At 61.8% G+C, this 21,164-nt stretch carries 23 protein-coding genes; 1 reads left to right on the top strand and 22 read right to left on the bottom strand.

Features of this window, described 5'->3' with window-relative positions; all coding sequences use genetic code 11:
* Nucleotides 1-89: 89 nt before the first annotated feature.
* From M0639_RS01515 to M0639_RS01500, 4 genes are read right to left on the bottom strand one after another with little or no spacing between them, the layout of a single operon-like run.
* Nucleotides 90-1,424 (bottom strand): MFS transporter, encoded by a 1,335-nt coding sequence (locus M0639_RS01515; RefSeq protein WP_042447696.1) that lies wholly within the window; start codon nt 1,422-1,424, stop codon nt 90-92.
* On the bottom strand, nt 1,421-2,494 hold the full coding sequence (locus M0639_RS01510) for a 5-oxoprolinase subunit C family protein (RefSeq protein ID WP_007731701.1): 1,074 nt from the start codon (nt 2,492-2,494) through the stop codon (nt 1,421-1,423). The genes M0639_RS01515 and M0639_RS01510 overlap by 4 nt, the downstream gene beginning before the upstream one ends.
* A complete protein-coding gene (locus tag M0639_RS01505) occupies nt 2,487-3,194 on the bottom strand; it encodes a 5-oxoprolinase subunit B family protein (protein WP_172403470.1) in 708 nt (235 codons plus the stop codon). The genes M0639_RS01510 and M0639_RS01505 overlap by 8 nt, the downstream gene beginning before the upstream one ends.
* Nucleotides 3,191-3,994, bottom strand: coding sequence for a LamB/YcsF family protein (locus tag M0639_RS01500; RefSeq protein WP_030535779.1), 804 nt, complete (start codon nt 3,992-3,994; stop codon nt 3,191-3,193). The genes M0639_RS01505 and M0639_RS01500 overlap by 4 nt, the downstream gene beginning before the upstream one ends.
* Nucleotides 3,995-4,185: 191 nt before the next feature.
* On the opposite strand from M0639_RS01500, the gene nac reads away from it, so the two are divergent.
* The gene (nac, locus tag M0639_RS01495; protein WP_064073574.1) at nt 4,186-5,109 is read left to right on the top strand and encodes a nitrogen assimilation transcriptional regulator NAC; all 924 of its coding nucleotides are present in this window, start codon (nt 4,186-4,188) and stop codon (nt 5,107-5,109) included.
* Here the strand turns inward: nac and M0639_RS01490 are convergent.
* From M0639_RS01490 to M0639_RS01405, 18 genes are all read right to left on the bottom strand, one after another.
* On the bottom strand, nt 5,103-6,029 hold the full coding sequence (locus M0639_RS01490; protein ID WP_007731707.1) for a D-isomer specific 2-hydroxyacid dehydrogenase family protein: 927 nt from the start codon (nt 6,027-6,029) through the stop codon (nt 5,103-5,105). The two genes, nac and M0639_RS01490, sit on opposite strands and share 7 nt — an antisense overlap.
* Before the next feature lie 45 nt (nt 6,030-6,074).
* Complete coding sequence (locus M0639_RS01485) at nt 6,075-6,857, bottom strand: SDR family oxidoreductase (protein ID WP_007731708.1); 783 nt, start codon at nt 6,855-6,857, stop codon at nt 6,075-6,077.
* Nucleotides 6,854-7,375, bottom strand: a complete 522-nt coding sequence (locus M0639_RS01480) for a gluconokinase (RefSeq protein ID WP_030535782.1) — start codon at nt 7,373-7,375, stop codon at nt 6,854-6,856. Before M0639_RS01480 ends, M0639_RS01485 begins: the two co-directional genes overlap by 4 nt.
* 104 nt (nt 7,376-7,479) lie before the next feature.
* Nucleotides 7,480-8,523 (bottom strand): urea transporter, encoded by a 1,044-nt coding sequence (gene yut / locus M0639_RS01475; protein ID WP_064073575.1) that lies wholly within the window; start codon nt 8,521-8,523, stop codon nt 7,480-7,482.
* 34 nt (nt 8,524-8,557) lie between these two features.
* Nucleotides 8,558-9,505, bottom strand: coding sequence for an urease accessory protein UreD (locus tag M0639_RS01470; RefSeq protein WP_007731712.1), 948 nt, complete (start codon nt 9,503-9,505; stop codon nt 8,558-8,560).
* The gene (ureG, locus tag M0639_RS01465) at nt 9,502-10,143 is read right to left on the bottom strand and encodes an urease accessory protein UreG (RefSeq protein ID WP_007731713.1); all 642 of its coding nucleotides are present in this window, start codon (nt 10,141-10,143) and stop codon (nt 9,502-9,504) included. The genes M0639_RS01470 and ureG overlap by 4 nt, the downstream gene beginning before the upstream one ends.
* A gap of 10 nt (nt 10,144-10,153) precedes the next feature.
* Nucleotides 10,154-10,867 (bottom strand): urease accessory protein UreF, encoded by a 714-nt coding sequence (locus M0639_RS01460; RefSeq protein WP_047271507.1) that lies wholly within the window; start codon nt 10,865-10,867, stop codon nt 10,154-10,156.
* Nucleotides 10,851-11,498, bottom strand: a complete 648-nt coding sequence (locus M0639_RS01455) for an urease accessory protein UreE (RefSeq protein ID WP_007731715.1) — start codon at nt 11,496-11,498, stop codon at nt 10,851-10,853. Before M0639_RS01455 ends, M0639_RS01460 begins: the two co-directional genes overlap by 17 nt.
* A gap of 9 nt (nt 11,499-11,507) precedes the next feature.
* On the bottom strand, nt 11,508-13,226 hold the full coding sequence (locus M0639_RS01450) for an urease subunit alpha (protein WP_003943847.1): 1,719 nt from the start codon (nt 13,224-13,226) through the stop codon (nt 11,508-11,510).
* Between the two features lie 35 nt (nt 13,227-13,261).
* Nucleotides 13,262-13,699, bottom strand: a complete 438-nt coding sequence (locus M0639_RS01445) for an urease subunit beta (protein WP_003943812.1) — start codon at nt 13,697-13,699, stop codon at nt 13,262-13,264.
* 29 nt (nt 13,700-13,728) lie between these two features.
* Nucleotides 13,729-14,031, bottom strand: coding sequence for an urease subunit gamma (locus M0639_RS01440; RefSeq protein WP_007731718.1), 303 nt, complete (start codon nt 14,029-14,031; stop codon nt 13,729-13,731).
* Between the two features lie 51 nt (nt 14,032-14,082).
* Nucleotides 14,083-15,768 (bottom strand): ammonium transporter, encoded by a 1,686-nt coding sequence (gene amt, locus M0639_RS01435; protein WP_007731720.1) that lies wholly within the window; start codon nt 15,766-15,768, stop codon nt 14,083-14,085.
* Nucleotides 15,769-16,337: 569 nt separating this feature from the next.
* Nucleotides 16,338-17,333, bottom strand: a complete 996-nt coding sequence (locus tag M0639_RS01430) for a prenyltransferase/squalene oxidase repeat-containing protein (protein WP_064073576.1) — start codon at nt 17,331-17,333, stop codon at nt 16,338-16,340.
* A gap of 92 nt (nt 17,334-17,425) precedes the next feature.
* A complete protein-coding gene (locus M0639_RS01425) occupies nt 17,426-18,121 on the bottom strand; it encodes an Imm52 family immunity protein (RefSeq protein WP_228232375.1) in 696 nt (231 codons plus the stop codon).
* An 86-nt stretch (nt 18,122-18,207) separates the two neighbouring features.
* The gene (locus M0639_RS01420; protein WP_231915110.1) at nt 18,208-18,510 is read right to left on the bottom strand and encodes a hypothetical protein; all 303 of its coding nucleotides are present in this window, start codon (nt 18,508-18,510) and stop codon (nt 18,208-18,210) included.
* A 928-nt stretch (nt 18,511-19,438) separates the two neighbouring features.
* The gene (locus tag M0639_RS01415) at nt 19,439-20,212 is read right to left on the bottom strand and encodes a hypothetical protein (protein ID WP_223304698.1); all 774 of its coding nucleotides are present in this window, start codon (nt 20,210-20,212) and stop codon (nt 19,439-19,441) included.
* Nucleotides 20,213-20,350: 138 nt separating this feature from the next.
* Nucleotides 20,351-20,539, bottom strand: coding sequence for a hypothetical protein (locus tag M0639_RS01410; RefSeq protein WP_007731733.1), 189 nt, complete (start codon nt 20,537-20,539; stop codon nt 20,351-20,353).
* 1 nt (nt 20,540) lies between these two features.
* Nucleotides 20,541-21,095, bottom strand: coding sequence for a hypothetical protein (locus M0639_RS01405; protein ID WP_007731734.1), 555 nt, complete (start codon nt 21,093-21,095; stop codon nt 20,541-20,543).
* Nucleotides 21,096-21,164 lie beyond the last annotated feature (69 nt).

Raw genomic sequence — 21,164 nt, 5'->3', positions numbered from 1 at the left:
CTCCTACAGGAAGAAATTGGTATGACCCGGCGGCCGCCGCGGACTGCAGGCGGCCACCGGGCCGGATCAGGAGTGACTCACGCGAGAAGTCACAGAGTGTCGCGTAGCGGAACGTGGGCGCGATCGGTGATGGTGCTGACCGCGATCAGCGTGCCGACTGCGGTGATGACCGCGTAGAAGGCGGGAACGTAGATACCGAATTCGGGGATCAACCAGGTCATCAACAACGGTGCGGTACCACCGAAGAGTGCGGACGAGATGTTGTAACCCAAACCGTAGGCGGAGTAGCGAACCCGCGTGGGGAACAGTTCGACGATCAGGATGTGGATGACGGCTGTGTGCCCGGCGAAGATCACTGCCATGAGGCAAGCACCGAGAACGGCGAGGCCGACGTTGCCGGTCACGATCATGGCATAGCAGGGGATCGCTCCGATCGCCATTGCCGCAGCTGCACCGGCGATGACCTTCTTGCGACCGATCCGGTCGGAGAGAGCACCCATGAACGGAATCGCGAAGCAGATCGCGACCAGGCTGGATGCGGTGACGAGAAGCGCTGTCCCGGTCGAGAATCCGATCTGATCGCCTTTGAGGAACGTGGGCATGTACGAGAACAGAACGTAGTAGCCGGAACCATTCATCAAGGGGATGAACAGGGCGAGGATCATGGCGCGACGGTGTTCGGGAGTGGAGAATGCTTCCTTGAGCGGATTGCGCGACAAACCGCCGGATTCCTTGAGCCGCTCGAAGTTCGGGGTATCGGAGATCGCGCGGCGGATGTACCAGCCGATGATTCCCATCGGAATGGCCATGAGGAACGGGATGCGCCACGCCCACGATGCGAGTCCGCCGCCGTTGATCGCGTCGGCGTTGAGCCACGGCGACATGGCAAACGCGATCATCGTTCCGGTCAGCAGTGCGAGGAACGACGCGATCTGCGCGTAGCTCGTGATCAAGCCGCGCTTGCCTTCCGGGGCGTGTTCGGCGAGGAACGTCATGGCGCCGGCAGCTTCACCACCGACGGAGAATCCCTGCACGATCCGCAGAAAGATCAGCAGTGCCGGTGCCGCGATACCGATGGCCGCGTAGGTGGGCAGCAAGCCGATACCGGCGGTCGCCACGCTGATCAGCATGATGACGAACACCAACATCTTCTGTCGACCGATCCGGTCGCCGAGGATGCCGCAGACCACCGCGCCGAGGGGTCGAACGAAGAACGAGACCGCGTAGCCGGCGAACACCAGCATCAGCGCGTCGCTCGACTTCGATACGTCGAAGAACACGATGGCCAGTGCCGTCGCCATGAACGCGAAGACACCGTTGTCGTAGAGCTCGACGAAGATGCCGACGCAGCCCGCTGCGACGACTTTCCGGACCTTGCGCGGGTCGGCTACCTGGCCGTCTACCGCTTCGATGGTGTTGGTCATGCTGTCTCCAAAATAGACGCGCGGCGCGGAGCGCTCGCGGGGCGTGTGGTGCCGACGTGGCTCGGTACTCGGGCTTCCGAGGTGTGAAGAGGTATCCGGAGGGTGGTGAATACGTTCTCCACACGCCGCCTCAGCAAGGCGATGCGGTGCTGCTGTTCGCGGTGCTCTGCAACCGCCGTTGCGACGCTGCAGTTCCGGAATCGGACGCGGTGCCCGGGTCGGGCCTGTCCCAGCTGTGAGAGTGAAACGGTGGTGACGACTGCCAGCACCGGATAACCGGCGGTGACGCCTCTACCTCGATGCAGGACCAGAAGTTCGTTGCCAGCGGGTACTTCGACGGCGCCGATGGGGACGCCGCGCGAGAGGACCTCGCCGGTGCCGGTGCGCTGTGGGAGCGGCTGCTCATCGGTAGATGCCAGCCGAAGCCCGATGTGATTGCTCTGATCGCCCACCACGAATTCGGTGCCGAACAGCGCGGCTGCACTCTCCCCGAAGTCGTCGATGTCGGGGCCGTCGGTCACGTCGAGCGTCCACACGTTGCCGAAGGACGGTCGGTCGGGCAACAACCGGAACAGCGGTAGCCGGAAGACCGGGTGGTCGATCGGCGGGCAGTCGGTGTCGACGACCAGCGTCTCCCCCGCGGTCAAGTGACGGCCGAATCCGAGGACCTGGTCGGGAGCGCAGCTGCCCAGGAGGTAGTCGGCCGTCAGCTCTCCGTGGACGGCGACGTAGACGCGCAATCCGTCGTGGATTCCGGTGACGGCAAGCCGCTGACCGGCTCGCCAGACGATCGGTTCCCACTGCGGTTGCCGATGTCCGTCCACCGTCACCGTTGCGGGTGCACCCGTGACGGCGATCAGCAGATCCGTGGACGCCGACGCTGAAAAGTCGAGGGCCGTCAACTCCAGTAGCGGGGCCTCGCGCCTACTACCCACCAACGCGTTGGCGATCTCCGCGCTGATCTGGTCGGCTGCGCCGCCCGTCGCCTGACCGAACTGTGACGCCGATCCACGCCCCAAATCCTGGACGGAGCTGATTCCGGGAGTCAGGACGGTGACGGTCTCAGCCATGGGGATCACCCCCTACGGGCAGGAGCGAGCGTCCGTCGAAGTCGTCCCAGCGATCGGCGTCGATCGCACGGAAGACGAACAGATCGCCCGGGCGGTAGGCAGAAATCTGCTCCGACGCCGGATCGACCAAGATGAGCGGGGTCCGGCCGATCACTGCCCAACCGCCGGGCGCAGGCCTGGCCGAAACGACTGCCTGACGTCCGGCCACCGCAACGGAACCGGCCGCGACGTGCGGTCGCGGGCTCGATCGGCGCGGGATGGGAAGGCCGAACGCCGGGCCGTCGAGCATCGGGGCGCCGCCGGGTGAGCCGTAGCAACGCATGACCAACGGGGCTGCGGAGTGAAGGCGCACCACTTCGGCTTCGGTGACGCCGAGAAACCGCGCTGTATCACCCAGGTCCGGGCCGTGTTCGCCCCCGTAGACGACGGGGATCTCGAACGTCCTAGGTTCACCTTCCAGCGGTCGGGGGATAGTCGTTGCTTCGCGAACCAGGCCGCGGACGGCGTCGTGGTCCGTGAGGAGGTTGTCGAACTCGACCAGCAGGGCGTCGTATGTCGGGATGACGCTGACGATGCCGTCGGCACCGAGATCGAAACGTGCAGCGATCGATCGAACGGTGTTCCAGTTCTGCTCGGCGGTCCCGCCGCTGACACTGACGCGAACGGCGGCGTCACCGCAGTCGGCGACGTAGGTCTTCACGCGGAACACCCGACATCACGGGCCCGCCGTGACGCCACGACCCGGGTCAGCGGCGCAATGGTGACACCGGCGGCCTCGAGCGCGGCGCGAATCGCCTTCGCGTTCGCGACGGCACCGGGGTTGTCACCGTGCACGAGGACCGTATCGGCGACAACCGGGATCAACGTGCCGTCCACAGCTTCGACGACTTCCTCGACCACCATCCGAACGGTCCGCTCGACCAGAACGTCGACGTCGTGAATCACCGCTCCCGGCTCGCTGCGGGGCACGAGAGTTCCGTCGGAGTTGTATGCGCGATCCGCGATTCCGACGATGCCGACGCTCAATCCGCGGGCAGTCGCCTCGTCGGCCAACGCCCCGTCCTGGGCGAGCACGATCAACGACGGATCGAAGGCCGCGACCGCATCGACGACGGCGCGCGCGTAATCCTGGCGTACAGCAACAAGATTCCCGAGTTTGCCGTGGGGAGCGATGTGCGACAACGACGTTCCGTTCGCGACCGCAAAGGCGTGAAGGGCGCCGAGTTGGAACAGCACGTCGGTTCGGACCTCGTTCTCACTGAGATCCATCGCGCGACGTCCGAATCCGGCGAGGTCCGGAAAACTCGGATGCGCGCCGATGCCGATACCGCGCGATACGCACCCCCGCACGGTCGCATCCATGGTTCGTGGATCGCCTGCATGGAATCCGCAAGCGATGTTGGCCGAAGTCAGCGTGTCGAGCAGAGCATCGTCGGCGCCCATGGTCCACGTGCCGAAACCTTCGCCGAGATCGGCGACAAGATCGATGCTGGTTGCCATTTCGGTCCTTCCGGTTCGTTTACTCGTTCGTACGGGCGCCGTTGCCCGTGGTTGGTCCGACTGTCGAAGTTCTGTGTGTCGACTTCGGTGTTTCTGGGACGCTACTCAGGAACGCCAAAGGGTTGTTAATACCGTTTCGCGTTGGGGTGATCGGAATTCGATATGTCCGTTGAGCTGGTAGTTTGCACAGCATGGACACGAGAAGGCTCTACTCGTTCGTACGAATTGTCGATGCCGGCAGCATCACCCGAGCCGCCGACATCCTGCACATCGCACAACCCGCCCTGAGCCAACAGATGACGTCGCTGGAAACGCAGTTCGGTCAGCAACTTCTGATCCGCAGCAAACAGGGTGTCGAGCCGACCGATGCGGGGCACGCACTCTATCGGCATGCTCAGGTGATTCTGCGTCAGGTGGAGAGTGCTCAGGCCGAGGTGTCCGTGGTCGGACGGGCGCTGGCGGGTGGCGTCTCGGTCGGCCTCGCCCCGTACAGCACCGCGACGGCAATCGCCTTGCCGCTCTTGGCCCGTGTGCGCGAGCAGCACCCGAATATCTTGTTGCACATCAACGAGAACTTCGGTGGCGTGCTCAGCGAAGCGATGATGACCGGTCGCATGGATCTGGCGTTGTTGTACGACGCCGGCCCGATCAAGGGTGTGACGTTCGAACGCTTGCTCACCGAGGAGCTGGTGGTGGTTGCGCCGTTCGGTACCGGACTGGCAGGCGAATCGGGATCCGACATCTCCCTGCCCGAGATCGCCGAACTACCACTATTGCTTCCGGGTCGGATGCACACCATCCGCAAGGTGGTGGAGCAGGCTTTCGACCGTGCAGAGCAGCAACCGAACATCGTGGCCGAAGTGGAATCGGTGATGACGCTGTCCGAGGCCGTACGCACCGGATTGGGCGCGACGGTTCTGCCGTGGTCGGTGGCCCGCAGGGTCATGGACGTCGAAGCGCTCGAGCTACGACGCATCGAGCCGGGCATCGAAGTGCATGTCTCCCTTGGCACCCCGGCCAATCAGCCCCTCTCCAAACCGGCCGAGGCGGTGCGCGATGTTCTGCGCACCGTCGTTGCCGATTACGTGAAGGGAACCAACGCGAGCGGTCAGTAGCCCGCCGACGGATCGATCACGGCGGCGAGGTCCTCACCTGCGGCGAATCGGGCGACGTTGGCTGCAACGTGATCTGCCAGGACGCGGGTGAGCGTCGTAGCCGGGTTGGCGACGTGTGGAGTGATGATCGCGTTGGGCAGCTTCCACAACCGATGCCCGTCCGGCAACGGCTCGGGATCGGTGACGTCCAGTGCCGCCCCGCCGATCGAACCGGCTTCCAGTGCGTCGACCAATGCGTCCGTGTCGACGAGGGTGCCACGCGCGATGTTCACGATCCAGCTCGACTCCGACATCTGGTCCAGTTCGGCCTTGCCGACCAGATGCCGCGTCGCGGATGTCGACGGTGCTGCGATCACGAAGTGATCTGCCTTGGACCAGATTTCGCCGGTGCGGTCGGCCGAGAGCGTTTCGGAAGCACCCTCGACAGGGGTCCCCGAGCGGGTGATCGCGATGACCTTGACTTTGGACGCGGCGAGGTACGGGATCAACGCACGGCCGATTCCGCCGCAACCGATGATCGCCACTGTCGAGCCCTGCAAAGTGCCCACCCGCGGGTCGAACTCTTCCTTGCGCCACGATTGCGCCGCCAATTGTTCGGGGAGAGAACGAACTCCGGCGAGGAGAAGCATCATCGTATGTTCGGCAACATTGCCCGCGTACGCTCCGGCAGCAGACGTCCAGACCCGCTTGTCGTCGATCACCCCGGCGTCGAACCAGGGCTCGATGCCGGCGAACGGCAACTGCACCCAACGAACCGAATCGGGTAGCGACGACGGGAACGTCTCCGGCCCGTGTACCCACACGACGCCCTCGGCGTCTGCCAGTGGAACGAGAACTCCACCGGCTCGGCGTATTCCGTCGGCGACGTGAGGATCCTCGACGGGACCGAGGTGGATGCGAGGGGCGCTGGCGTCTGTCATGTGGGTGCTTTCTGTTCGAGTAGCGGACGATCTAACAGCGGACAATCAGACGACGGCCGTCATTCCGCCGTCGACGTAGAGGATCTGACCGTTGACGAAATCCGAAGCCGGGGAGGCCAAGAACAGTAGCGACCCGATCAGCTCCTCGGTACGGCCCCAACGTCCGGCGGGTGTCCGCTTGGCGAGCCACGCGGTGAACTCCGGATCGTTGACCAGCGCAGAGGTCAGTTCGGTGTCGAAGTATCCCGGTGCGATCGCGTTGATCTGCAAACCGAAGGGTGCCCAGTCAGCGCACATTCCGCGGGTGAGCATCTTGAGCCCGCCCTTGCTGGCCGCGTACGGTGCGATTCCCGCTCGGCCGAGTTCGCTCTGCACCGAGCAGATGTTGACGATCTTCCCGTGTCCGCGCTCGACCATGCCGCGGGCGAATTCACGTCCGACGTAGAACGCACTGGTCAGGTTGGTGTCCATGACACGCCGGAAGTCGTCGTCGCCGAACTCGAGAAGCGGGGCGCGGTGCTGCACGCCGGTGTTGTTGACAACGATCTCGACCGGGCCGACCTCCGCCTCGATGCGTGTCGCCGCATCCCGGACGGCGGCCGAATCGGTGACGTCGAACGCGTATGCGTGCACCGTTGCGCCGGTCGCGTCGGCGATGCGTCGACGCTCGGCTTCGAGCACGTCGGAATTTCGGCTGTTGAGCACCACCACCGCACCCGCCTCGGCGAGACCAGTCGCGAGGGCCGAGCCGATGCCTCGGCTCGAACCCGTCACCAGCGCGACCTTCCCGGAAATGTCGAACGGGCCGGGGCTTGCGGTGCTACTCACGCTGTGACGCTCCTCTGAGATGTATGGATGTAGTCGACTGCCTCGCCCACCAGTGTGCTCGGTTCGGAGACGACATTCAGCGTGATGCCGCGCTCGTCGTCTGTAAGCGGTTCGAGAGCCTCGAACTGGGAGATGAGCAGACTCTCCGGCATGAAGTGCCCGGCGCGGAAACGCATACGTGCGGAGATAGTCTCGAAATCACCGGCCAGGTGGACGAACTGCACGTCGAGACCGTCCGGGCGCAACCGGCCCCGATAGTCCTTTCGCAGAGCCGAACAGGCAACGACGCCTGTTCGTCCCGCATCGGCACGCTCGGAAAGCCAGGCCGCGATCGCGTCGAGCCACGGCACACGGTCTTCGTCGGTCAACGGTGTCCCCGAACGCATTTTGGCGACATTGGACTCGGGGTGCAGATCGTCACCGTCGACGAAGTCTGCCCCGAGAGACGTGGCGAGACCCACTGCCACGGTGCTTTTTCCAGCACCGGCCACACCCATCACAACTACCTGCACGGTCATGCTTCGACCATGCCCGACTACCGAAGGCCAGACAATACTCGAGTGATACCGGTTCGCGAGGGTGCCATAGCGGAACGATCTAGGAACTTCTGCCCGTTCGAGCCCTATCCGTTCGCCTTCGCGATCGAATCCTTGCCCTCGGCCGCTCCACCCTCGATGGTGTCGTGCTGGATGGGAACGAACTTCTTCTTCGGCAGCAGGAACAGCCACGTCGCGAAGACGAACGGGCCCGTTCCGGCCGGCAGGCTGATCGGAGCAAAGGCAGACACCAGCGTGCCGTGGATGACAACAGTCACCAGTACTCCGAAGACGGTGTAGACGAACACACGCCACGACGGGTTGTAGAACACCGATCCGAGAGCAATTGCCGTCAGCACCGAACTGAGCCCGTAGAGACCATTGCCGATGTCGACGGTGTTTGCGCCCAGCGCCAGTACCGAACCCATCGCTATCGCGGAACCGATGAGCGCGAACAACGCCGCCCAACGCGACGCGACCAGCAGCGCGATCACGAAGATAATGCCGGTGACGGTGTTGTTGATCAGAAAGATCTGGGAGACGTTGCGGAACAGCGTGTCCCACAGGAAGCTGAAAGTAATTTCGGCATGAACTGACGCGTCCCCGATGTGCTGGGGAAACTGGCCCGCGCTGAGGTCTGACGTTTCGATCCGCAGGAACTGGAACGCCGCGAGGAGGAAGAACCAGTTGACGAGGTTGAACGGAAAGGTCAGCGCCGGTACGCCCCACGTCTTGAAGACATTGGCAACGGCCAGGAACGCGATCGTCGACGCGGCAGCTCCCACCACGAGGTAGATCCACAGCATCACACCGCCGGCAAGGAACGTCGGAAAGGCAGCTCCCACAAGAACTCCGTTGTATCCGTACAGGCCGATACGCATCGAATCGTCGTCGGAGTGCAGCATCATCCCGGTGACGGTGGATACCACCAGACCCACCACGGCACCAATTGCTACGGTGATCGTGTACGCGGCTATCGCTCCCCAGAAGATGCCGACCAGAAACAGCAGGCCCGTCAGCGCATTGCCCTGGAACATCACCTGCCCGGAGCCTTTGAGATTGGTGTCGATGAATCTGAGCACGACGTTCTTGTCCGCGACGTCGTCCCAGGGTTTGGTGATGGTGGTCATCGCACGTCCCTCGATCCTTCTCCGACGATCCGCGTCATCCCCACAGCGGGACGGGCGGAATGGTGGTGTCCAGAACTGCCTTTCGCACCAGAGCCCAGAAATCACGAACCTTCGCCTTGACGGGTTCGCTCTCCGGACCGAGGACTTTGAAGATGAGACCGGCGTCGTTCGGTAGCCGACTCGCTCCGGAAACGACCTTGCCGTCACGGCCCGGAACTACCTCTTCGAGAATCGCGTCGGCGTGCTCCTTCGGTGTCAGCAGGATGACATTGCCGAACACGTCGTGGTCGCCCATGATTCCGCCGTATCGCACGGGGAAGCGTGCCGGTTCAATCACCAATTTCTCGGTGAAGAGGTTCTTCCCGTCCGGACGCTCCGCCTTGATCATTGTGGAGTACAGGTCGTAGACGAACATCTCTCCGCCGTCGTGGTACTTGCGACCCGACATCACGATCTCCGAGAACAACAGCGTTGCAGTCGGATCCACCGTGATGTCGGTGCGCGCGTAGTACCTCGCGTTGCGGTGTGGGATCGTCACCCCGGGCATCAGTTCGAGATACGAATTCTCCGCGAGCACCACTTTCTGGAGTTGCGACGCGTGATTGGCATCCATCCGGTGAACCTTGGTGGCCGACTGAGTGGTCACGTGCGCGAGGGAACCCGGTTCCATCTCGATGGTCAGGAACAGTCGATCGCCTTGCAACACACTGCCGGACGTCGAGATCATGTAGACGCACGGCATGGTCGGCAACGCTTCGTCCCAGTACAGCGCCTGCTGAACGAGCAGCGGTGTCTTGCGGTACATGTCCCGCAGAATCGTCTTGTCGCCACGGTCGACAAATCGCATCTCGAGAACGCCGGTCTTCCCGACCTTGCCGGCCGGGGCCTGCTTCGGCTGGTCCTGGTACTGGTCGAGTTCCGGGATGGTCGGGATCGGCCCCGGGAGCGACCGCGATGCTCCCGGGACGGACGTTGCGCTCACGGTGCGCTCGCTCCCACTTCCTCTTCGTCGAAGAGGACTCCGTGCACGATGAGGTCCACCACTTCCTTGATGCCTTCCCCGGTCATGCAATTGGTGAAGACGAACGGCTTGTCGCCGCGCATCCCCTTGGAGTCGCGATCCATGACTCCGAGATCGGCGTTGACGTACGGTGCGAGATCGGTCTTGTTGATGACCAGGATGTCGGACTGCGAGATTCCCGGACCGTTCTTGCGCGGAATCTTGTCGCCTGCGGCTACGTCGATGACGTAGATGAAGAAGTCGACCAGAGCTGGACTGAACGTCAGTGTGAGGTTGTCGCCACCACTTTCGATGAACACCACGTCGGTGTCCGGGAACGTTTTCTCCATGTCCTCGACCGCCGCGAGATTCATACTCGGGTCTTCGCGGACGGCGGTGTGTGGGCAGGCTCCCGTCTCCACGCCGACGATACGTTCCTCCACGAGAACACCTTTGAGAGCCTTGCGCACATGCTTGGCATCTTCGGTGGTGACCACGTCATTGGTGATGATCAGAACGCTGGTGCCCCGCTTGATGAACTCCGGCGTGATCGCCTCGATGAGTGCGGTCTTACCCGAACCCACGGGTCCGCCGATTCCGATGCGCGTTGTCTTCTTCATCGTTCTCCTTCTAGTTCATGAACATTCGGACGTGCGCCTTGACGTGAACCGCAGCCAGAATGTCGATCATCGGGGCGAAATTGGACATGTCGTCGAGTCCGTAGTCACGCACTGCGGCGTACTCACGGCCGGCGCTCTGATTGACCTCGAACAGAATCTCTTGCGTCGTGAGGTGATCGACTCGGACGATACGAAGGGCAGCGCCGAGCAACGTCATCGCGACACCGTACTGATTGACCGTGAAAGCGTCCTCTTCCGGAGAACCCATCTCCGCGAAAGCAATTCCGAGGCCGACGGGGTAGGTACCCGGCGTCTCCCCCGATGCGATCGCGGCCAACCACTTGTTGAACAGGGTCTCACCGGCCAAGCGCCCGCCGAGTTCGGCCAACTTCTTACCCATGCGGGTACTCATCGTGCGTGCTTCTTCGTTGAGTTTGCGTTCGATCACTGCATGATCAGCGGCGAGGATCGCCGAGAAATCACCGGCTGCCGCACCCCGGTGCGCTGCGAGTACGGCGATACCGTCGCACGTCGCGCCCTGATGGGCGGCCGAGAGCACAAACTCCCGCAGCGACGGACCACCCGTGACAATTCCTTGCGCCACGGCCGATTCCAAACCGTTGGAGAACGAGAAGGAACCGACCGGGAACATGGAATCGGAAAACTGCATCATCCGCATCGCGCGGTTGATGCTGAGCCCGGATCCCTCAGACGAGAGGGTCATGGGTATGCCCCTCGCCCTCACGCGCGGCCGCACCGAACAAACGGCGTGCCTCGTGTGGAGCGATGTAGGGAATGACCTCGGCGCCCGGGATGAAGGTGTACTCGATGCCCTCGAAAGCATGTGTCCGCATCACCGAGCCCATGACCGCCTTGTCGACGGTCAACGGAACGTAGACCTTCATTCCCTTCACCACCGCAGGCCAGTGCTGGTTACCCACGGCATGTCCCAACTCCAGGCACGTCTGAATCATCTTCTCGGGCGTGACGTCGACCAGCGCGCTCAGGTCGATCTCCAACACGTCCTTGAGGTTGATCCTGGCCACGACCACGGTGTTCGCCGGCTCGTCCCACAGCAGAATGTCGCCGTCCTGCAACTGAATACCACGATCAAGCGAGACGGCCAATTCACGGCCACCGATCGTGGTGCGTCGTAACCGACTCTTCTGCGCTTCCCACTGATCGAGCGACAAGACGTCGACTACCGCATTGTCGAGTCGACCGGCCCACTCCTCGTCGGTCTCCTTCCCGAGCAGCGCGTCGACTCGCGTCGGCTTTCCGCTCGGCGCGGTCATCTCGCCGTGCGTGTGTGGCGTCGCATCGGCACCGTGCGTGTGTGTGATTGTTCCCGACACTGGAGACCCCTAACTGAAGAAGTAAAGTTGGTTCAAGCGAATGGATTCGGCGGGTTCGACGTACGCATGGACACCGTCCGCAGTCACCGCGAAGGTCTCCGGGTCCACCTTGATTTCCGGAGTAGCCGAGTTACGAACCAGATCACGCTTGGTGACCGTCCTCGTGCCCTCGACGGCGACAACCTGACGTTCGAGACCGAGTCGATCCTTGATGCCGTCGTCGAGCGCCGCTCGCGAGACGAACGAGACCGAACTCTGCGGCAACGCCTTGCCGAATCCACCGAACATCGGCCGGTAGATCACCGGTTGTGGTGTCGGGAGCGACGCATTCGGATCTCCCATGGCGTGCCAGCTGATCAACCCGTTCTTGATGATCGTCTTCGGCTTCGCGCCGAAGAATGCGGGCTCCCAGAGAACAAGATCCGCCATCTTCCCGACACCGATCGACCCGACCACATGCGAAAGACCGAACGTCAACGCTGGATTGATCGTGACCTTCGCGACGTAGCGCAACACGCGAAAGTTGTCGTGCGTCGGTGAATCCTCGGGCAGCTTTCCGCGGGACCGCTTCATGCAGTCCGCTGTTTGGATCGCGCGTAGCCAGTTTTCTCCAACCCGGCCCATCGCCTGTGAGTCACTCGAGAACATCGAGATGACGCCCATGTCCTGCAGTACGTTCTCGGCACCGATCGTCTCGGCGCGAACGCGGGACTCGGCAAACGAAACATCCGAGGGCACTTTGGGATTGAGGTTGTGACAGACCATGATCATGTCGAAGAGTTCGGCCTGAGTGTTGATGCCGTATGGCAACGTCGGATTGGTCGACGCCGGAAGTACGTTGTCCTCGCCCGTCACCCGCAGAATGTCGGGTGCGTGACCGCCACCCGCGCCCTCGCTGTGATAGGTGTGAATGGTACGGCCTTCGAAGGCCGCGATGGTGTCCTCGACGTATCCGGCCTCGTTGAGTGTGTCCGTGTGAATGGCGACCTGAACGTCCATTTCGTCTGCCACCCGCAGAGACTCACGAATTGTGGCCGGTGTCGCGCCCCAGTCCTCGTGGACCTTCAGACCGGCCGCACCGGCCTTGATCTGTTCGACCAGCGACTGATGCCCGGACGAGTTCCCCTTGCCCAACATGCAGACGTTGACCGGCAAACCCTCGTTGGCCTTGAGCATCATCTCCATGTTCCAGATACCGGAAGTGATGGTGGTGCCGTTCGTTCCGTCGGTCGGGCCGATGCCACCACCGATCAGCGTCGTCACTCCCCCACTGAGTGCGTGGTACGCCTGCTGTGGTGACACGAGGTGCACGTGCGGATCGATGCCGGCGGCAGTGAGGATCATCTGCTCACCGGAAATCGCGTCGGTCGCCGGACCGGTGGTCAGCCCCGGGGTGACGCCTTCCATCGTGCTGGAGTTTCCCGCCTTACCCCAGCCGACGATCTTGCCGTCCTTGATTCCCACGTCTGCCTTGACGACGCCGATGGTTGCATCGACGATGACCACGTTGGTGATCACGAGGTCGAGGGCACCGTCGATGCTGCATGACTCCGGATCCTGGCCCATGCCGTCGCGCAGCGTCTTGCCGCCGCCGTAGATCGACTCGTCGCCGATCGTTCGAAGATCTTCCTCGACCTCGATGTACAGGTCGGTATTGCCCAGTCTGATCTGGTCACCCGTGGTGACCCCGAACAGACCCGAATACTCTTGTCTCGAAATGCTTGTCATGGGTGTTGCTCTCCTTCGTCCGCCGTGAACGAGAATCAGTCGGTTTGAGGTTCGGACAGAAAGCCGAGTTCTTCGGCACGCTGGACGGCTCCAGGAAGCCGAGGCCGGTAGGCGGCGTGGGTCGGCGCCCAACCGTCGACAAGTCCGTTGAAGCCTTGCACTCGTTGCTTGCCGCCGAACGGCACCAACGTCACTTCCTTCTCGTCGCCCGGCTCGAACCTGACCGCCGTGCCCGCGGGAATGTCGAGGCGCCAGCCGAAGGACTGTTCACGATCGAAGGACAACGCGCGATTGACTTCCATGAAGTGGTAGTGCGAACCCACCTGGATGGGACGGTCACCGGTGTTTCGGACTCGCAACTTCAAACGTGGACGGCCCTCGTTGAGTTCGATCGGCTCGTCCCGCAACACGTATCCGCCGACCGGCACTTTCTTCTCGCCGCCGGAATCCTTCTTCGTCGATTTGCTTGCCATCTTGGAGTGCTCCTGACATCTCGGTCGGGCTACTGGATCGGAGAGTGCACGGTGACGAGCCGGCTACCGTCGAGGAACACCGCCTCGACCTGCACACGTGGAATCATCTCCGCGACACCGTCCATCACGTCGTCGACCGTCAAGGCGTGCGATGCGTCGGCCATGACCTCCTCGAGAGTCTTGCCCTCCCGAGCTCCCTCCAGGGCGGCTGCAGTGATAACTGCGACGGACTCCGGGTGATTGAGTTTGAGCCCCTTTGCCTTTCGCCTCAGTGCGACATCCGCCAACATGAGGATTGTCAGCTTGTCGAGTTCTCGCGGTGTCAGATGCATTCTGAACGCTCCTTGTCGATCATGCGGTAACTCCCTGTCGTCGAATACATGTCAGCTCCCCTGTTCCGTCGCTTCGGTGAGAGGTTCGGCCGCTTGCTGGACGAAACCGCTCCTCCTGCCGCCCGAGTACTCGTTGATCGCGTCCAGAACCGCCTGTGCATGTTCCGAGGCGACCAGCACCTCGACACGCAACCGCTCGGTGAACACGACGTCGTTGCGTTGTCCGCGGAACTTGAGCGAGGCCGAGTCACTCGCGGAGACATGCGCTTCCGATACGACTATCGACTCCGCTCCGGCGGCCAGCAGCGCCTCCCGTAGCTTCTCGGACTCGATGGTCTGCAATACCGCGGTGATGAGTTCGTGCTTCGGGGCGCCGAGGTTCGGAACAAGTTTTGCCCCCTCGACCAGGACCCCCGAGTCGAACCCGCTGGTCTGCGGCGCACCACCTGCGTCGACGAATGCGGCGTTGTAGCGGTATGCGTCCATGCCTTGCTGACGACGGTCGATGTCCACCTGGTCTTTTGGGGCCAGCTTGAGACCGATGGTCTTCTCGATGCCCGTGGCGATCAGCCAGGTCACCACGAACGAGAAAGCGATGACGACGATCAACGCCAGCGCCTGCTCGCCGAGTAGTCCTGCCCCGCCGCCGAAGAAGAGTCCGTCGCGGCCGATCGAATTGATGGCTTTTTCGCCGAACAAACCGAGAAGGAGTGAACCGAGGATGCCGCCGATGAAGTGGACCGCGATGACGTCGAGCGCGTCGTCGAACTTGAAGATCGACTTGAGCGCGAGCGCGAAGTGGCAGACCAGTCCGGCAAGCGCGCCGATCGCCAACGCGGAGAAGGTGCTGACGAAGCCGGCGCAAGGGGTGACGGTCGCGAGACCGGCTACCGCGCCGGTGATTCCGCCGATCGCCGTGGCCTTGCCCTCGGTGTACCTTTCGATGACGAGCCAGACGACCATACCGCCCGCTGCGGCGATGTGAGTGTTCATCAAGGCCTGTGCCGCAACACCATCGGCAGCCAATCCGTCGCCCGCGTTGAATCCGAACCAGCCGAACCACAGGATGCCTGCGCCGATCAACGCCAGAGGCACCGAGTGCGGGACTGCCTCGGCGTTGGGCCATCCCGGACGTTTACCTACCACCAGCAAGATTGCCAGGGCGGCGGCGCCGGCGGATGCGTGGACGACAATTCCGCCGGCCCAGTCCTGAGCTCCGCGGAGCGCCAACCAGCCTTCGGGATTGAAGAGCCAGTGCGCAATCGGGGGGTAGACGATGATCGACCACAGCACGAGCAGAACGGCCCAGCCCAAGGGCTTGAGCCGGTTTGCGGTCGCACCGGTGATCAGCGCAGGCGTGATGATCGCGAACATCATCTGATAGACCACGAACGCCAGAGTCGGTACCGCGACTGCACCTTCGATCAGGTGGAAGCCCGGGGCGGCGGCAGTGTGTATGTCCTGCAAGCCGAACAATTTGAGGTCACCGAGGAAGCCGGAACCCCAGTCTCCACTGAACGCGAAGCTGTATCCGAACACGACCCAGGTAATCGAGACGAGTCCGAGTGGGACGAGGTTCTGCTGCAACATGACGAGCGCACTGCTACCACGCACCAGACCGGCGTAGAAGAAGGCGAGTCCGGGAACCATGAAGAGAACCAGACCCGCGGAGATCAGCACCCACGCCGTGTCCCCACTGTCTATCACTGCTTCGGCTAACACCATTTCCATCGACATCGACGACCTCCGAGCATTATTCGGACCTGAACAAAGTCATTGGTTAGAGCAGCAATTCGCGATGTTCCGGTTCGCTGCGACAGTTACGCTACGCCCCATAGTTGCACCTTCTCAGCAAAATCGGGGGAACATCCGGTTTTCACGTTTAGTAGAGCATTGTTCTGGGAAAAGATGGGACTTTGCCTAAACATTGCGGACGCTCCACAACCTACAATTGCGCGACTAATTCTCGCCGAAAGTGGTTTAAATCTTGCAAAATGGGGAACGTAGCCGCAGGTGAGCGCCACTTTCGGAGCAGAAATGCCGTTTCCAGCTCGGGACTTAGCTCCCTAACCAAGACAGCTGCGAGCGCCTTATTTGATTACCAACGTCGGTGACCCGCCTATCCAATCGGGTAGGTAATTTCACCGAACATCATCTCACCTGTTCAGATGATTAACCTTCACCGCACTGAGGGCAATCCTGTCGTTAATATGTTCTTCATCCGTACTGGATATTTCGACCGGAAAGTCGAAGATCACCTTTCGATAACCTTTAAAGGTGAAATAATTTTCGCTGTAACTATTTTGTTATGCAGAACCTAGAGGGGAGGATTGATCCCACCAGGCGAGCACTCGGATGCCGGACAAAGTCAGCCACTTCGACGGCTCCCCCGCCTTTGTGTCGACCTCGAACCACACCCGCCCCGGTTGGCGACCGGCCTGGAGCCACGTCCCATCCGAGGCTCGAGCGGCCCGGATCATCTCGATCGCGTCCGCCATTCGCGGATCAGGCTCATTTCCATCCGACAACGACGCTTCGCGGAAGTAGTCGGCTGCGTTGAGCACGTTGTAACGCCACCGGAACGGGTACGCGAACCGGCCGATCCAGTCCCCCACCGGTTCCCCGGTCGAGAGTCTCCGGAACAGACCGCGCTGCAGCAAGAATTCCTCACCGGATCGTCGAGCCGCGCGCGTCTCAATTGTTCCCCCGGTCGCGATCTCGTACGCGAGAAGCCCTTTGAGTGAATTGAGGGTCGAATGGAACGACGATCGGGTCGAACCTTCGATCCACTCGCAGTTCCAACCACCATCCGGAAGTTGATGCCGCACAAACCAATCAGCCAGTTCATCAACGCGCATGTCGAGCCACACACCGTTTGCCACCGTCCAGGCGTTGATGCAGCAATCGACCTCACCGTCCCAGTACGGCCGGCCCTCGTACTCCCAGCGACAGTTCTCCGCGAGCAGTTCTGCAGTACGACGCTCCCGCAGAACACTGGCGTCGAGGCCCCACTCACGCAAGGAGTTGAGCGTCCAAGTAGTTGCCGTCCAGGGTTGCGAACCTTCTTCTGCTGCTTCGGGTCCCACGAAGTCGAATTCTGCCGGGAAGAACGCCCCACCCGCCCATTGGCCGTCTCGATCCTGCAATGAAAGCAGGCGTGCACCAAATCCTTTGGTAGCGATCGACGCGCGCGTCGCCGCCCACACAGTGGGCGCTTCGTTCAGCAGGTCGCGCTCCACCTGCCACCGAATCGCCGGATCCGAATCGAGGAGCCACGCGAGCAAGTCGGCTCGGGGTGCCATCTGGCAATACTATCGAAAGGCGAAGCAGGCCATCCGGTTAACACATTTCTCGACGTCTGATGCAATGGTGAACTCCGGACCCGTTGCGTGGCCTACACCGGATAACCCAACGCCGCCCGCACCGCCACGATGTCGGCGGCAGCGACCTGCATAGGCTTGTCCCCCAACCGAATCAACGTGCCAGTGGGCAGTTCCTCTACCACCGCAGATTGGGGCAGCGCGCTGCGATCGAACGTAACTCCTGAATGGAAGTATGTTTCCCATCCCACCTCGACCTCAGCTTTCGACCGCTTCTGAAGATCTATGTAGTCGCCGATGCTCCACCGAGCTCGATCCGGTTTCCAATGCTTGACGATAACTTTCATGATCGCGTCTCCGATGTCAGGGCCGAGCAGCTGCCGGGTGCTGTCGGTGAGCTGCGTCTCCGTCGGCAACGACACCCGGACACTGTTGGGGGCGCTGGTTTCTAAGCCGCCGACCCCGGCGATAATCCGCCGCGCGGTCCCGTCCTCGGGCGACAAACCGATGCTGTACCCCGGTCCGGGGGTGTCCGAATACCCCATCTCCTTCGAGCGGGAATGCTCGAAGATTTTCACCAACCCGTCCACACTGAGATCCGCGGGGCCTTTGTCCAGTTTTTTGGTGTACACCCACGGCAACGCCAACTCCGGGTCGATCTCTTCCAGATCGTCGAGGAAGGCCCGCATCGTCTGCGCCACTTCCTGACTCGACTGCACCCGCGTGCCCCAATATCCGATCACGGTCGGCCATCGCCCGACTATGCTCATCGCCCCGTCCTTTCCAACCACTGCGTAATAGTCTCCGTCCGACTACGTGTCGCGACATGAGCAAGGGTCGGCGGTCACGCGGCGTCTTAGACCGGGTAACCCAGTGCTTCCCGCACGGCCAGGATGTCGTCGAAGTTGACGTTTAACGGTTTCTCGCCCAACCGAATCAGCGTTCCGTTGGGGAGTTCCTCCAGTACGGCGACGACGGGCAGTTTGCTGTGATCAAGATCGATCCCGGACTGGATGTATGTCTCCCAACCGACTTCGATTTCGCTGACCTCATTTCCCTGCGCATTGCGGTACTCCCGCGTCCCCCACCGCGCAGACTCCGGCGACCAATGCTCGATGATCGCTTTCATGATCGCGTCCCCGACGCGTGCAGTCAGCAACTGCGACGCCTCCCCGATTGCTTGTTTCTCCGGGGGGGGAGGGTGACGTTGACGAGATTCGGAACCCTCGGAACATTCCGGCCGAGAGAGAATTGGATTCTCAAGAACTGATATCTGTCCGGGTGCAACAAACTCACGATGTAGCCAAGGTCGAAGGCAGCAACGGATTGCCCTTCGACATCCTTCGCTGCCCGGAAGATTTTCGCTAGGCCTTCCACGCTTAGATCGGTCGACTCGAAGGCAGTCTCGGGCGAAAACACCCAAGCTTGTCCAAGTGCTGGATCAATGTTCCTCAGACTATGAAGAAACGAGAACACCTCCGCTGCAATGCCTTCTACCGGTTGCGTCCGAGGGCCCCAATACCCGATCACTGTCGCGCCACGATCCGAATTCATCGACCTTTCCTTTCCAGCAACTCTGCGATCGTCATAGTCGTTCTCGGCAAATCATTGTCATTGAACAGTTGTGGTCCGGGTTGCTGCGGAGCGCCGGGGGCATCCGGATTCACCGGCACCTGACCGACATCAGGCAGAGTCGGCACACTCGGTTCCTCGGCACGACCTGGCGAGGGAGCCTCCGGGGTGGAGTTCTCGGGTCTCGGGTTCGACCCCGGATCGCCAATCCCACCGGGCGAGAATGATTCCCACTCGCCACGATCGGGAACGCCGGGAAAGTGGGTTGCGAGGGTTCCGGAATCGCGGGATCCGGGCGTGCAGGTTTCATTCACGGACGGAACAGAGGGTTGATCATGCTCGGCAGGTTGAACTGTGCCGTCGATGGCGGGTATGCCGCGCGGTGGCACTCCACCCGGAGCGTCGATCAGCTGGTGCGTAGCCGGATCGGGATCGCGGCGCGGTAATTGCGGGCAGGCTGGTCGGTCCGCGCCATCCCTACCTGCAGGCAGCCCCGAGTGCGCCCAATGTAGGGCTCACAGCCGTCTGAAACCTTTGGGTAGAGGAATCTCCGGTCGTTCGGTCGGCAGTCCTGCTGCTGCGCGGATGCTTCGGATGTCCTCGACGGTTAACGGCGTGGACAGATTCTTCTGGATGACGATTGTGCCGTCCTGGTAGGGAAACGCCTCCACGCTGGGCGGGAGCTGCGTTTCCTTGATCGGCAACTCAGGACCGAAGTAGGTGCAACTGCCCACGATCGCGTCACCCGGTACGTTGAACTGAGGCGATGATTCGGTTCGGCGGTAGAGCACGGTGACACGCGAGTCCCAGATGTCGGCTAGTCCCTGTACGAGCTTCAATGCCAGCGAAATCAGTGATTCGTCGGCAAAGGCACATGCGAATGCGCCGGACCCTGAGGTGCCCCCGAAACTGACAACGACTTTGACGTCTCCAGCGGGTGAATACAGGGTCATATGTCGTCCCAATGAGAGGGGATACATACCGCCGGTGGCATCGGGGGATCGTCTGCGCTCGATCAATGCGGCTTCGATCGATTTTTCCGTCGGAGGTACAAGGATCTGACGGAGATTCGACGCCAAGGCCTGCTCGACTCCGGCGCCGTCGGGGAGTGCATCGCCTACTGTTTGGTACAAGTCGACGTCGAAGACAGGATCGATGTCGCGAAGCAATCGTAGCGAACGTGCAACGAGCGCGGCCGTGACGGCCTCGCTTTCAGGCGAACCCTTTCGTGGAATGACCTTCACTGTCAAGCCCGCCGTAGGATTGCGGCGCAGTGATGACGTAGGCACTTTCACTCCCCTCCAAATACGATGATGTTGATGTTCTCCATCCCGATGACCTCGTCGAACGCATCCTCCATTATCTGAGCAGCTTGTTCTTAAGAACACCATCACCTGCGGACGTGAGCTTGGCCGTAACTTCTGGTGTCACAGCCGGCGCGAGCCTTTCGGTAGGCGAACCTCCGGTCGTTCGGTCAGCAGGCCGACTGCTGCACGGATGCTTCGGCTTCCGTCGGCAACCAACGGGGCGCGTGGATCACGCTGGATGACGATCGTTCCTTTCTTGTACGGAAAAGCTTCGACAGTGGGTGGGATCTGCGTTTCGTTGATCGGCATCTCAGGGCCGAAGTAGGTGCAACGTGCCCACCGTTGCGTCGCCGGGCACGTTGTACTGAGGTGTGAGCTCCGCATCCCGGTAGAGCACGGCCGTGGGAGCGTCCCAGATATCGGCCATGCCCTGGACGAGTTTCAATGACAGTGAGATCAGAGATTCATCGGCGAAGCCCCCTGGGTACGGCCAGATGAAGGTGCAAAGTAAGGAACCTGCTCCTGCCGTACCCCCGAATCCGATGAGAATTTCGATGTTTCCGTTGTCGGTGAACAACCTGAGTTGATGCCCGAATGAGAGTGGGTAAATCCCGCCTGCGGCATCAGGAGACTTTCTGCTCTCGATCATTGCGGCCTCGAGGGAGTCCTCTGCCTGAAGCGTGAGGATCCGTCCACCATTCGATGCCAGAGCCTGCTCGACCGTAACGCCGTCGGGAAGGTCATTCCTCACGGCGCGGTACATGTCGACGTCAAAGACTGGGTCAAGCTCTCGAAGGAACTGCAGTGACCGCGCTGCCAGCGCCGCGGTGACCGATTCGGCTTCCGGCGGTCCCTTTCGCGCCATGACTTTCAAGGTCAACCCGGAGGTCGGATCACGACGTAAAGATAAGGCAGACAACGTCACTCCTGTTCG

Source organism: Rhodococcus qingshengii JCM 15477 (genome assembly GCF_023221595.1).
In the GTDB taxonomy this organism is placed as follows: domain Bacteria; phylum Actinomycetota; class Actinomycetes; order Mycobacteriales; family Mycobacteriaceae; genus Rhodococcus_F; species Rhodococcus_F qingshengii.
Note: the sequence above shows the minus strand (reverse complement) of the source record. Positions and strands in the feature narration are given on the sequence as shown.

What these genes read in the sequence shown, in the direction of transcription:
- M0639_RS01410 (WP_007731733.1), bottom strand. Translation starts at nt 20,539, where the DNA reads ATGCCGATCAACGAAACGCAGATCCCACCCACTGTCGAAGCTTTTCCG.
- M0639_RS01460 (WP_047271507.1), bottom strand. Translation starts at nt 10,867, where the DNA reads ATGACCCTCTCGTCTGAGGGATCCGGGCTCAGCATCAACCGCGCGATG.
- M0639_RS01425 (WP_228232375.1), bottom strand. Translation starts at nt 18,121, where the DNA reads ATGAGCATAGTCGGGCGATGGCCGACCGTGATCGGATATTGGGGCACG.
- amt (WP_007731720.1), bottom strand. Translation starts at nt 15,768, where the DNA reads ATGTCGATGGAAATGGTGTTAGCCGAAGCAGTGATAGACAGTGGGGAC.
- yut (WP_064073575.1), bottom strand. Translation starts at nt 8,523, where the DNA reads ATGACCACCATCACCAAACCCTGGGACGACGTCGCGGACAAGAACGTC.
- M0639_RS01405 (WP_007731734.1), bottom strand. Translation starts at nt 21,095, where the DNA reads ATGGCGCGAAAGGGACCGCCGGAAGCCGAATCGGTCACCGCGGCGCTG.
- M0639_RS01480 (WP_030535782.1), bottom strand. Translation starts at nt 7,375, where the DNA reads ATGACCGTGCAGGTAGTTGTGATGGGTGTGGCCGGTGCTGGAAAAAGC.
- M0639_RS01490 (WP_007731707.1), bottom strand. Translation starts at nt 6,029, where the DNA reads ATGACAGACGCCAGCGCCCCTCGCATCCACCTCGGTCCCGTCGAGGAT.
- M0639_RS01515 (WP_042447696.1), bottom strand. Translation starts at nt 1,424, where the DNA reads ATGACCAACACCATCGAAGCGGTAGACGGCCAGGTAGCCGACCCGCGC.
- M0639_RS01510 (WP_007731701.1), bottom strand. Translation starts at nt 2,494, where the DNA reads ATGGCTGAGACCGTCACCGTCCTGACTCCCGGAATCAGCTCCGTCCAG.
- M0639_RS01500 (WP_030535779.1), bottom strand. Translation starts at nt 3,994, where the DNA reads ATGGCAACCAGCATCGATCTTGTCGCCGATCTCGGCGAAGGTTTCGGC.
- M0639_RS01445 (WP_003943812.1), bottom strand. Translation starts at nt 13,699, where the DNA reads ATGGCAAGCAAATCGACGAAGAAGGATTCCGGCGGCGAGAAGAAAGTG.
- M0639_RS01450 (WP_003943847.1), bottom strand. Translation starts at nt 13,226, where the DNA reads ATGACAAGCATTTCGAGACAAGAGTATTCGGGTCTGTTCGGGGTCACC.
- ureG (WP_007731713.1), bottom strand. Translation starts at nt 10,143, where the DNA reads ATGAAGAAGACAACGCGCATCGGAATCGGCGGACCCGTGGGTTCGGGT.
- M0639_RS01430 (WP_064073576.1), bottom strand. Translation starts at nt 17,333, where the DNA reads ATGGCACCCCGAGCCGACTTGCTCGCGTGGCTCCTCGATTCGGATCCG.
- M0639_RS01440 (WP_007731718.1), bottom strand. Translation starts at nt 14,031, where the DNA reads ATGCATCTGACACCGCGAGAACTCGACAAGCTGACAATCCTCATGTTG.
- nac (WP_064073574.1), top strand. Translation starts at nt 4,186, where the DNA reads ATGGACACGAGAAGGCTCTACTCGTTCGTACGAATTGTCGATGCCGGC.